The organism is Bifidobacterium sp. W8112 (assembly GCF_016101425.1).
GTDB classification, from domain to species: Bacteria; Actinomycetota; Actinomycetes; order Actinomycetales; family Bifidobacteriaceae; genus Bombiscardovia; species Bombiscardovia apousia.
On the sequence record NZ_JACFQN010000001.1, the window covers coordinates 484,526 to 496,221 of the forward strand.

10 protein-coding genes and 1 tRNA gene are annotated in these 11,696 nt (G+C 60.2%); 4 read left to right on the forward strand and 7 right to left on the reverse strand.

What is annotated here, in order from left to right:
- Positions 1-59: 59 nt before the first annotated feature.
- The 3 genes from prmC to rpmE all read right to left on the reverse strand — a co-directional run bounded on the left by prmC (position 60) and on the right by rpmE (position 2,411).
- The gene (gene prmC / locus H3T92_RS01950) at positions 60-965 is read right to left on the reverse strand and encodes a peptide chain release factor N(5)-glutamine methyltransferase (RefSeq protein WP_186279345.1); all 906 of its coding nucleotides are present in this window, start codon (positions 963-965) and stop codon (positions 60-62) included.
- Positions 966-1,006: 41 nt separating this feature from the next.
- Positions 1,007-2,095, reverse strand: a complete 1,089-nt coding sequence (prfA, locus tag H3T92_RS01955; RefSeq protein WP_144085120.1) for a peptide chain release factor 1 — start codon at positions 2,093-2,095, stop codon at positions 1,007-1,009.
- Positions 2,096-2,198: 103 nt separating this feature from the next.
- Positions 2,199-2,411, reverse strand: a complete 213-nt coding sequence (gene rpmE / locus H3T92_RS01960) for a 50S ribosomal protein L31 (RefSeq protein ID WP_015022244.1) — start codon at positions 2,409-2,411, stop codon at positions 2,199-2,201.
- Positions 2,412-2,619: 208 nt separating this feature from the next.
- On the opposite strand from rpmE, the gene H3T92_RS01965 reads away from it, so the two are divergent.
- A complete protein-coding gene (locus H3T92_RS01965; protein ID WP_144085119.1) occupies positions 2,620-3,393 on the forward strand; it encodes a (S)-acetoin forming diacetyl reductase in 774 nt (257 codons plus the stop codon).
- An 88-nt stretch (positions 3,394-3,481) separates the two neighbouring features.
- Here H3T92_RS01965 and H3T92_RS01970 read toward each other — a convergent pair whose 3' ends face one another.
- Positions 3,482-4,693, reverse strand: a complete 1,212-nt coding sequence (locus H3T92_RS01970) for a MalY/PatB family protein (protein WP_144085118.1) — start codon at positions 4,691-4,693, stop codon at positions 3,482-3,484.
- A gap of 141 nt (positions 4,694-4,834) precedes the next feature.
- Between H3T92_RS01970 and H3T92_RS01975 the strand changes: the two genes are divergently transcribed.
- Positions 4,835-5,611 (forward strand): helix-turn-helix transcriptional regulator, encoded by a 777-nt coding sequence (locus H3T92_RS01975; RefSeq protein ID WP_144085117.1) that lies wholly within the window; start codon positions 4,835-4,837, stop codon positions 5,609-5,611.
- Positions 5,612-6,202: 591 nt separating this feature from the next.
- Here H3T92_RS01975 and H3T92_RS01980 read toward each other — a convergent pair.
- The 3 genes from H3T92_RS01980 to H3T92_RS01990 all read right to left on the reverse strand — a co-directional run bounded on the left by H3T92_RS01980 (position 6,203) and on the right by H3T92_RS01990 (position 8,705).
- Positions 6,203-6,276: transfer RNA gene (locus H3T92_RS01980), tRNA-Ile, on the reverse strand.
- Positions 6,277-6,346: 70 nt separating this feature from the next.
- The gene (locus H3T92_RS01985) at positions 6,347-7,975 is read right to left on the reverse strand and encodes a peptide ABC transporter substrate-binding protein (protein ID WP_144085116.1); all 1,629 of its coding nucleotides are present in this window, start codon (positions 7,973-7,975) and stop codon (positions 6,347-6,349) included.
- Positions 7,976-8,078: 103 nt separating this feature from the next.
- Positions 8,079-8,705: an ECF transporter S component gene (locus tag H3T92_RS01990; RefSeq protein WP_144085115.1), complete on the reverse strand. Its 627-nt coding sequence runs from the start codon at positions 8,703-8,705 to the stop codon at positions 8,079-8,081.
- Positions 8,706-9,010: 305 nt separating this feature from the next.
- Here H3T92_RS01990 and ettA point away from each other — a divergent pair, with 305 nt between their 5' ends.
- Together ettA and H3T92_RS02000 are read left to right on the forward strand one after the other, a co-directional pair.
- On the forward strand, positions 9,011-10,687 hold the full coding sequence (ettA, locus tag H3T92_RS01995; RefSeq protein WP_101432710.1) for an energy-dependent translational throttle protein EttA: 1,677 nt from the start codon (positions 9,011-9,013) through the stop codon (positions 10,685-10,687).
- Between the two features lie 38 nt (positions 10,688-10,725).
- A complete protein-coding gene (locus H3T92_RS02000) occupies positions 10,726-11,640 on the forward strand; it encodes an acyl-CoA thioesterase (RefSeq protein WP_198189317.1) in 915 nt (304 codons plus the stop codon).
- Positions 11,641-11,696: the final 56 nt, after the last annotated feature.

Genomic DNA, 11,696 nt, shown 5'->3' on the forward strand with positions numbered 1-11,696 from the left:
ATCTATCCCAGGACCCCGGCAGCCCGCCAGGACCTGAAGAACCGCGGATCTGCGTCCCGTCACCCTGGCCGTCGGGCTGTCAGGTAGCGGTCGCGGCCAGTCAGATCCCGGTGTGTGTGCGCATCCAGGTACCCTCGCTCCTGTGCAGCTGCAACCATGGCCGCCCCCTGGGAGGCGTCATGCTCCATGACCAGCAGACCGCCGGGTGCCAGCAAAACCATGGCCCTGTCCAGAATGCGGCAGGGCACAAGGCACCCGTCGGGTGAACCGCCATAGAGGGCCAGGTCCGGATCCCAGTCACGCACCTCGGGCTGGCTAGGAATCGCATCCATGGGGACGTAGGGAGGGTTGCTGATGACCAAATCCACATGGGCATCCAGATCAGACAGAGCGGCGGAATCCGTGGCATCAGCCAAGAGCAGCTGATAGTCGGATCCAGCCTCCCGAATGGCAGCCTCCTGAGCGGCGGCATTCAACGCACCCCACCGATATGCCTCCTTGTCCACCTCCACGGCCCGAACCCGCGCACCTGGAACCTCTGTGGCCAAGGACAGGCCGATGGCTCCACTGCCGGAACACAGATCCACTGCCAGTGGATGATCCACTCCAGTCAAGGCATCGATACCTGCCTGAGCCACCGTTTCGGTCTCAGGACGTGGGATAAAGACCCCCGGCCCCAGGCGGAGATCCAAATAACGAAAGTAGGCGTGGCCAAGAATGTACTGCAGGGGTTCGCGTCCGGTTCGCCTCTGCAGATAGGACCGATAACGTTCCAGGGCCGCCGACTGAAAACCACCAGCCTGTCTGCGACCACCTTCATTCGTCAACAGTTCCTCAGCTGTCCGGTCCAAGAGCAGAGCCTGATCCAGCTTATGCAGATCGCACCCAAGGGCATCGGCCAGCAGCAGCCTGGCGTCATTGAGCGGAGTAGGCACACCGGCCTGGGCCAGCAAGTGATGACCCATGTCAACCAGCTCGGCCAGACTGGTCCCATGCTCCTGCTGATTCACCCCTGTGAAGCCATTCTGCGGGCCTCATCAGCTTGAATGTCGGAGTCGATGACGGCCTGCAGGTCGCCGTCCAGGACCTGCTCCAGGTTGTAGGCCTTGTAGCCGGTACGGTGATCCACGATCCGGCTCTCGGGGAAGTTATAGGTCCTGATACGCTCGGACCGATCCAAGGAACGGACCTGGGAATGGCGCATGTCGGCAGCCTGGGCGGCCTCCTCCTCGTGCTTCATGGCCAGCAGACGGGACTTGAGCACCCGCAAGGCGGCCTGACGATTCTGTATCTGGGATTTCTCATCCTGCATGGAGACCACGATGCCGGTGGGGATGTGGGTCATGCGCACAGCCGAGTAGGTGGTGTTGACGGACTGTCCTCCTGGGCCGGAGCTCATGAAGATGTCAACCTTGAGGTCCTTGGGGTCGATCTCGATCTCGTCGTCGTCCTCGTCAGCCTCTGGAAAGACGATGACCCCCGCAGCTGAGGTCTGAATACGGCCCTGGGACTCGGTGACGGGGATGCGCTGGACCCGATGCACGCCGCCCTCGTACTTGAGGGAAGCCCAGACGCCATCGGCAGGAGCCACCTGACCGCGAGCGCGAATGGCCAGCTGGGCATCCTTGACCCCACCAAGCTGGGTGCGGTTCTCGCTCATGATCTCGGTGGTCCAGCCGCGTTTTTCGGCATAACGCACATACATGCGCATCAGATCGCCAGCGAAGAGGGCCGCCTCCTCGCCGCCGCTGCCGGCCTTGATCTCCATGATCGTATCGCGGCCGTCATCGGGATCACGCGGAATAAGCGCGGTGCGCAGGGCCTGTTCCAGGTCCGGTATGCGGTCAGCCATGGCCTTGGCCTCTTGCGCGAAGTCAGGATCCTCCCGTGCCATCTGTTCGGCGGCCTGGCTGTCTTCCAAGGCGCTGTGATAGGCCTTGTAGGCTTCAACGATGGGTGCGAGCTCAGCATGCCTGCGGCCCAACTTGCGGATCTGCGCCGGATCTGAAGCCGTTTCGGGCTGACTCATCTGCTTTTCCAGGCGACCGTACTCCTCGACGGCAGCCACCGCCGCCGGAAACTGCTCCTCGCTCATCTACACCCTTCCCGTCCGCTCATCCGCATGGTTCAAGTCATAAAAAACGCCAGTCCCCACCGGGCATAGCAGAGCGACCCGGAAGGGACTGGCGTTGGAAGTGCTACTTGGTCCTCTTGCCGTAACGGGCTTCGAACCGAGCCACGCGACCACCGGTGTCCAGAATCTTCTGCTTGCCGGTGTAGAAGGGGTGGCAGTGCGAGCAGACATCAACCGTCATATGATCGCCGGGAGCGGTCGAACGGGTGATGAAGGTATTGCCGCACGAGCACGTGACCTCAACGGGATGATAATCGGGATGAATTCCCTGCTTCATGGTTACTCCTAGATTCAAGGGCCCCGGGTCGACCGCCCCTGTGGCGGACGTGAACCGGCAACCGCGTAATAGTCTAGCGCAACCCGGGGAGAATACGACCCCCCTTGCGCCACACGCCGAATCAGCCAACCGGTGTGGCGGACCGCTCGCCCTTTAGAATCAAACAGTCGGACCGACCGGCCCGGCGAGGCGACAAAGGAGGGCAGCAATGCAGCAGGAAGTGGCGTTCGTTACAGGGGCGGCTCAGGGAATCGGCGAGGCCATTGCCCGCCGTCTGGCCAAGGACGGGTTCGCCGTGGCCGTGGCGGACATGAACACCGACAAGGCCCAGGCAGTGGCCGACTCCATTAATCAATCTGAGGGACGGGCCATGGCTGTCACCCTGGACGTGACCGATCGTGTCCAGGTGCGCTCGGCGGTAGAGAAGACGGCCACCAAACTGGGCGACTTCAACGTGATCGTCAACAACGCCGGCCTGGGACCGACCACCCCCATCGATTCCATCACCCCGGAGTTGTTCGACAAGGTCTACCACGTCAACGTGGCAGGAACCATCTGGGGGATGCAGGCCGCCGTTCAGGCCTTCCGTGATCGGGGCCACGGAGGCAAGATCATCAACGCCACCAGCCAGGCCGGCGTGGTGGGCAACCCAAACCTGATGCTCTATTCCTCCACCAAGTTCGCCATCCGCGGCCTGACCCAGGTGGCTGCACGCGATCTGGCCAAGGAGGGCATCACCGCCAACGCCTACGCCCCCGGGATCGTCAAGACGCCCATGATGATGGACATCGCTCATCAGGTGGGAGTCAACGCCGGCAAGGATGACGAGTGGGGCATGTCCACCTTCTCGGACGGCATCGCCCTGGGACGGCTCTCTGAGCCGGAGGATGTGGCCAATGCCGTAGCCTTCCTGGCCGGACACGACTCCGACTACATCACCGGCCAGACCCTGATCGTGGACGGCGGCATGCAATTCCAGTGAGTCTGCAGCAAGGATTCGCCCACATATGATGGACCCCCGCTGATCGGTTCTGCACCACAGCGAGGGTCTATTACCACTCAAGTATCATTCAGGCGTTGAAAACGTACTTGTCCAGACGGTCCATAGCCTCCTGGACCCGGCTCAAAGGCAGCGCCAGGTTCATGCGGATGGCACAGGGAGCCTTGAACTGCCGCCCATCCTGAACAGCCACGCCCACATCCCAGGCCCGCTTCAACAGCTGGTCCAGGCTCAGATCATGCTTCTTGCACCATGGCGTGCAATCGAGGAAGAGCATGTAGGTGCCCTGGGGCTTGGCGAGCTCGACTCCCTCGAAATGCTGCCGGATGTAATCGTAGGCGTAGTCGACATTCCCGGTCAAAACCTGCCGGAGTTCATCCACCCACTCCTGGCCTTGGGGCTTGTAGGCCCCGATCAGGGCATGCATGGACAGCACGTTCATGTCGTTGTAGTGGGCCTTGGACCCCTTGGCCACAATCCTGTCGCGCAGGTACTTGTTATAGATGATGTGGTAGGAGCCGACCAGACCGGCCAGGTTGAAGGTCTTGCTAGGCGCATAGAAGGCGGCCGTTCTGTTGCGGGCATCCTGGCTGACCGACTGGGTGGGGATGTGCTTGTGGCCCGACAGAATCAGATCCGACCAGATCTCGTCGGAGATGACCACGCAGTCGTTCTCCTTATATACCTCCATGGCCTTCTCAATCTCCCACTTCTCCCAGACGCGGCCGCAAGGGTTGTGCGGGCTGCAGAAGACCGCCACATGGATGTTGTGCTCCTTGAGCTTGCGATCCATGTCCTCGAAGTCCATGCGCCAGACGCCCTGCTCGTCCTTCTTCAAGGGGCTGTGCACGATGTGGTAGCCATTGTTCTCGATGCAGGAGGTAAAGCCGACGTAGGTCGGGCTGTGGAGCAAAACCGCATCGCCAGGAGCCGCGAAGGCGGTCAAAGTCGAGACAACCCCGCCCAGGACCCCGTTCTCATAGCCGATGTCTTCAGCTGTCAGGCCTTCCACGCCATTGCGGGTGTGCTGCCAGTTGATGATGGCATTGTAGTACTCGTCAGTGGGATTGAAATAGCCGAAAGCCGGGTGCTTGGCACGCTCGATGATGGCCTCTGGTATGGTCGGCACCGTAGGGAAGTTCATATCGGCCACCCACATGGGAATGACATCGAAGCCCTCCTTGGGAGGGTCGGGGGCGAATCCAGGCTCGGCACCCAGGCCGTCAACCGAAATGGCGTCCTTGCCGTGCCTATCCATGATGCTGGTGAAATCGTACGTCATTAGTCAACCTCTCATCCCGTGCAGATGTGCTCGCAGCGACCTTCCGCCAGTCTACAGCCGCGGGCTCCATCAGAGTGTCTGCGTCTAATACCAGAGCGGCGATGGTACTATCTGGCTTGAGTCAGTGGATGGGGTGACAGAATGAGAGCATCAAAGCCCATTTCATCTTCTCTGCAGCTTTTCGTCCCGCTAGTGGACTTCCTGGGGAAAATCCTCGGACCCAAGACGGAAGTAGTGCTTCAGAGCGTCAAGGATTTCTCGCATTCGGTGGTTGCCATCGCCAACGGCAACTTGAGCGGACGCACCATAGGCAGCCCCGCCACTGACCTGGTCCTGCACATCTGGCAGAACCACGAATACGACCAGCACAACTATCTGACCCACTGCACCAGCTACACCGTCCAGGGACACCCTATGGTCTCCTCTACTCTGTTCTTACGAAATTCGAGGGGACGGGTGATCGGCTTTCTCTGCATTAATTTTGACAATTCCGCCTTCCGACAGGCCAGTCAAGAGCTCAGGCGGGCCAGTGCCTATCTGGACGCTCTGGGACTGGCCGATCCTACTGCTGAGCTGAAGGACGACAGGGCCTTACCAGGACAATCGGAGGCCGAGAACGGGACAGACCGATCGACCCGTGAAGTGCTCTCGGTCAACACAGATGAAGTAGTTACGCATAACATTGCCGAATTCGCCGCAGATCTTGGCATTCCTCCCGTACGGATGAACCGGCAGGAGCGACTGCAGCTGATCATGCGCCTGAATGGGTCAGGGGTCTTTCTGGTCAAGGGCTCGGTGGATACCGTTGCCCGGGCTCTGGGGATCTCCGCCCCCAGCGTCTATCGCTATTTGCATACGATACGCAATGCGGCTGCAGACCCTGATCAGAGCACCTCGGCTCGCCCTGTTCAGCTTTGACACACCCCCTCCAAGGTGTATGATTAACAACAGATATACGGGGGACGTATACACGATGGACCTACAGGGACTGAACTATTTTCAGGCCCAGAGGAGATGTACATGCGTATAGTTTCCCGGCATAAGCCGACGGCTCCGACTCGAGCACGTCCCGTATTCTTTTCCCTGATAAATTCCCATACTTAGCGGTTCTACGGAAACGCTTCCGGATTATTGTGTCATGCGCAGATCTTATGGCTGTCTACGTATGCACGCTTGGGGCACCGAGAAGTGGATATACACCGAGGGTGCTCTATGATCCGAGATAAAAAACGCGCCTAGCTCTTTTCCCCCGGCTTACATGTGAAGCCATACATATGTGCATCGGTGAATCATGGATGCTAGAGCTAGGCGGCGAGAGGACCAGCCCCGACATTAGCCGGGGCAGGTCCTTCTACTAAGACTATCAAGAAAGTTCGGGGCGCAAAACCTTCGCTATTCCACTGGCAGTCACCGAAGACGCAGGCCAGTTCTGAGATAAAAACCTTGAACTCTTGATTCATACCATGAATTTAAGCCCCGGAACTTAGAAAGTTCCGGGGCTTGCTTGTGTGGGGCCTCAGGGGCTTGAACCCTGGACCGAACGATTATGAGTCGTTTGCTCTAACCGACTGAGCTAAGGCCCCGCGCCGTTTATACCGGCCAGAGTCATGGTATCAAAACGACTCGTCATCAGCCAGATCCGGGTTGTCGGACCTACTTGGTGACCTGATTGTAGACAGGCAGACCCATGTATCCGAAAGGAGCCTGGCGAACCTGCTTGCCAGCCACTGCGGAGACCTTCCTGTACCAGAGCGGCAGCACCGGAAGGTCCTTGAAGAGAACGGCTTCGGCCTGGCGGTAATCCTGCATGGCTTCGTCATGATCGGTCTTGGAGGCGGCACGGGAAAGGATGGCATCATATTCGGCGCTCTTGTAGTCTCCATTGTTCAGACCCTTGCCATCGGCCTGGCTGGAGGCATACCCCTGAACCAAGTAGCCTTCGGGGTGGGGATAGTCCGAGGTGATGCCCGAGTTGAAAATACTGTTGACCTGACGGTTATGAACCGCCGTATTGAATTCCTTGCCCGTCGGGAAGATATTCGGTGCCGTCTTGATTCCCAGAACCTGGGCGTACGCATGCAGAACCGCGTCAACCCAATCCTTGTCGGTTCCGTCGGCACTGTAAGCGATGCGAAGCGTGCCCTCCCAGGGAGCGATGGCATCAGCCTCCTTCCAAAGTTTGCGAGCCTGGTCCGGATCGTGCTTCAGCACCTCTTTGCCTTCGATGTCGGAGGCATTCCCCTTGATGGTGGGGGCAAGGAAATCAGTGGCCGGCGTAACCGTACCAGCGAAGACCTTGTCAGCTATTTTCGCGCGATCCAGAGCATACGACAGAGCCTTCCGGCGAAGAGCGCCCTCCTGCCCCTGGAAATGCTGCAAGCCCTGCGGGATAGTCAGGGACCGGAAGGCCGGCCCCGGCTTGATCAAGGGCTGCAGGCCCGAATCGGTATGGAAGGTTTTCAGGCGAGAGACCGGAACCGTATCAAGCACGTCCAGGTGACCGGCTTGAACATCGGCATAGGCGGCATCGAGGCTCTGGTAGTCCCTGAACTCCAGGCTTCCGTTCCTAGCCTTGCGCGGTCCCTTGTATGCAGGATCTTTCTCCAGCTTGATCCCCTGATTGGGCACCCATGATTTGAAGCGGTAGGGTCCGTTCCCGATCGGTTTCTTGCCGAAGGCCTTGATGTCCTTATAGGCGGATGCCGGCAGGGGAAGAAAGGCCACATCTCCCACCTTGTAGGGGAAGGAGGAATCCGGCTTGTCCATGGTCACCTCCAGGGTCAGGTCATCAACCACCCGAAGACCGGACAGGGGAGCCTTGGGGTCACCATGCTCATCCTGCACTTGCCCGTATCCGGCGATGGTCGAAAAAGCCGAGGCGCCCAGCTGCCCATTGGCTGCATTCGCCGCGAAGGACCAGGAATCCGCATAGGTCTTGGCTGTGATCGTCTCACCGTCGCTGAAGGTGAGTCCCGGTTTAAGGACGATCGTGTACCGGCTGGCATCCTCATTGGGAGTAATCGATTTGGCCTGAACCAGGGTCATCCCGCCTCGGGCATCGAAGGTGACCAACCCATCGAAGAGCTGGGTCACCACCTTCCAGCCTGCAGTGTCGTTGGTGCTGGACGGAATCAGAGGAGCAGTGGGTTCGGCATTGTTGACGCTGATGGCGGCCTGAGGGTCAATCCGGTCTTCTTTGGAAGTCTGGGAGGTGCCGCAGGCGCCCGCTGCCAGGATGAGTGGCAACACCGCTGCTGCGATGTAGGAACGAAGCTTGGCCATGATAGGACCCTTCCTGCCCGGTACGGGCTGTCACAGATGCGCAAGAAACACTGAGTCGATAAACATCTGGTCAATACAGTCGGTTGGACGAGGATGCCGATATTCAGACCTGCCTGACATCCTGCCCGGATGCCAGCCGATCCAGAGCACCAGTGCTGCCGATGGCCCGGAAGAGGAACCAGCTGACCAGTCCAGCCAGAACCACTCCACTGATCAGTTCGCAGATGGTGCCGATGATCCCCCTCGGGCTGAAGAGGGAGACCCCCTGATAGTAGAAGGCCAGGAGAAAAGCGTTATAGACCAAGGCTATCAGGATACCCCCCAGAACGGTCGTTCCCAGGGTCCACCGACGGTAGCGGAATATTCCGAAGGCCAGTTCCGCGCAAAGGGCCTCGACGATGGCCTCCACCAGAATCATCGGCACGTTGTAGGCGTTGCCAGGCAGAATCTCGACCAGGACGCTGATGATGCCGACATAGACGGCCGCGCCTGGCTTGCGCAGTATCAATAGGGACAGGGTGCAAGGAAAGTAGAAGACCCCATGCAAAAGAGCCGCCGCCCCAGGCAGAAGGGCCGTCATCAGCGGGAATATCCACGAGGCAAGCAGGCTGGCCAACCAGTAAATCAACCCCGACACCGCGCCCAGGCCTGCGCCGACCGCTATGTCAAGCGGCCTCCAGCGCAACCGATGAGATGTGGAAACCCGACCCTGCTGCTGCTTCTCCGTCATTGATACTCCCTTGCGACCGTCATAGAGCGGACGGCCCCTTTGCTCATGCGCACAGCGATAGGAAGGGACCCGCCCAAGCCGGCAAAGGCCCGTCCGGCGTTCCTTGACCTGCGCATGCCGGGCGGGAACGTCGACTCAAGGCTACCCCGACCACGGCGGCAGAACCAGGGTCTGGTCATAGGTCTTGCTTATAGGCGGCCATCCGCCGGCCTGGCCATGCTTATCAGCCCGGCGCATAAGTCAGAAGTCCCCACTACCATGAATGCAGTTTGCACTGTCTTTCTATGGTTCTGTGAGGTAGCTTCTTGGCCGAATTCATTTATCAGATGATCAAGGCGCGCAAGTCCTTCGGCGACCGCGTCATCCTGGACGATGTGACCCTGAGTTTCCTGCCCGGCGCCAAGATCGGCGTGGTGGGCCCTAATGGCATGGGCAAGTCCACCCTGCTGCGGATCATGGCCGGCCTGGACACGGTCAGCAACGGCGAGGCACAGCTCACCCCCGGCTATACGGTAGGCATTCTCCAGCAGGAGCCGCCGCTGGACGAGGACAAGACCGTGGGCGAGAACATTCGCATGGCCTTCGGCGACATCATGAGCAAGGTGGATCGTTTCAACCAGATCGGCGAGCAGATGGCCGACCCCAACGCCGATTATGATGCCCTGATGACCGAGATGGGCCAGCTCCAGGAGCAGATCGATGCCGCCAACGGCTGGGATCTGGATTCCCAGCTGGACCAGGCCATGGATGCCCTGCAGTGCCCCGACCCGGACACCCCGGTCTCGGTCATCTCGGGGGGCGAGCGCCGACGGGTGGCTCTATGCCGGCTGCTGCTGGAAGCACCCGATCTGCTGCTGCTGGACGAGCCCACCAACCACCTGGACGCCGAGTCCATCCTCTGGCTCGAGCAGTACCTGCACACCTACAAGGGCGCCGTCCTGGCTGTGACCCACGACCGGTACTTCCTGGACAACGTGGCCGAATGGATCTGCGAGGTGGATCGTGGCCACCTCTACCCCTACCAGGGCAACTACTCCACCTACTTGGAGACCAAGGCCAAGCGTCTGGAGGTCCAGGGGCAGAAGGATGCCAAGCTGGCCAAGCGGCTCAACACCGAACTGGAATGGGTCCGCTCCTCCCCCAAGGCCAGGCAGGCCAAGAACAAGGCCCGCCTGGAGCGCTATGAGCAAATGGAGAACGAGGCCCGGAACAACAAGAAGCTGGATTTCTCCGAGATTCAGATTCCGCCGGGGCCCCGCCTGGGCTCCAAGGTGCTGGAGGCCGAGCACATCCACAAGGCCTTTGGCGACCGCGTCCTGATCGACGATCTGAGCTTCACCCTGCCTCGAAACGGCATTGTGGGCGTCATCGGCCCCAATGGCGTGGGCAAATCCACGCTCTTCAAGACCATCGTGGGCCTGGAGCCACTGACATCGGGCTCCTTGGAAGTCGGCGACACGGTCAAGATCTCCTACGTGGATCAGAACCGCGAGGGCATCGACCCCAACAAGAACCTCTGGGAGGTAGTCTCCGGAGGGCTGGACTTCATCGAGGTAGGCGGCGTCGAGGTGCCCACCCGTGCCTATGTGGCCTCTTTCGGCTTCAAAGGCTCAGATCAGCAGAAACCAGCTGGTGTCCTGTCGGGCGGCGAGCGCAACAGACTGAACCTGGCACTCACCCTCAAGCAGGGCGGCAACCTCCTCCTGCTGGACGAGCCCACCAACGATCTGGATGTGGAAACCCTGGAGAGCCTGGAGAATGCCCTGTTGGCCTTCCCCGGATGCGCTGTGGTCATCTCCCACGACCGCTGGTTCCTGGACCGGATCGCCACCCATATCCTGGCCTGGGAGGGCACGGATGAGAACCCGGCTTCCTGGTACTGGTTCGAGGGCAACTTCCAGGCCTACCAGGAAAACAAGGTCAAGCGTCTGGGCGAGGAGGCCTCCAGGCCCCACCGCATCCACCGCAAGCTGACCCGCTGAACGAATACACCACAAGGGATTGAGGGCCGAGGAGAAGCATGAGCACTGAGGATGGAGCACTGGCCCAGGCCATCGCTGGGCTGAACCTGCAGGAGCAGCAGCCTGACGATGGCCGTTCCCGTTTTCTGGGCAAATCGCTGGACTTCCCCACTGGCCGCCTCTATGGAGGCCAGCTGCTGGGCCAGGCCATCATGGCCGGCGGACGGACCGTGCCCGAGGGTCGATTGCCCCACTCGATGCACGCCTATTACCTGCGCACTGGACTTCTGGATCAGGACGTTCAAGCTGAAGTCGAGACCATTCGAGATGGGCGTTCTTTCTCCTCCAGACGTGTTGATCTGCACCAGGGGGAACGGACCATCCTGAACGCTCTGCTCTCCTACCAGCAGGTCGGCCAGGAGGGCATCCGCTATGCCGACCCAATGCCGACGGGGCTGCCCGATCCGGAGGACCTGCCCGGCTCCCGGGAGCTGATGGAACCCTATGCCGACCAGTCCCCCTTCGCTGACTACTATGCCCATCAGAGCCCCTTCGACATGCGCCACGTCGGCGGCACGGTCCTGCTGGATGATGCAGATGAGGCAGACAAAAGGGATTCCGAGGATGACAGCAGGAGCCGCCAGGCCGTTTGGAGCCGCACCCAGGGAGGTGCCGACCTGGATCCGCTGATGCGCCGGGCCCTGCTGGCCATGGAATGCGATCAGATCATGATGGAGCCCGCCCTGCGCCGTGCCGGGCTGAGCATGACCACCCCGGGGATCTCCTTCGCCTCCATCGACCATGCCATGTGGTGGTATCAGGATCTGGATCCTTGCGACTGGCACTGCTTTATTCAGGAGTCCCCAGTGGCCGACCACGGCCGCAGCCTGTGTATGGCTAAGGTCTACAACCGCCAGGGTGACCTAGCTGCCTACATGGTTCAGGAAGCCATGATCAGGGTACCCAAAGACTGAGCGCTCACTAGGTCATCGTGTATTGTACCCAAGCAGGGGATCACCAGTGAGGTCGA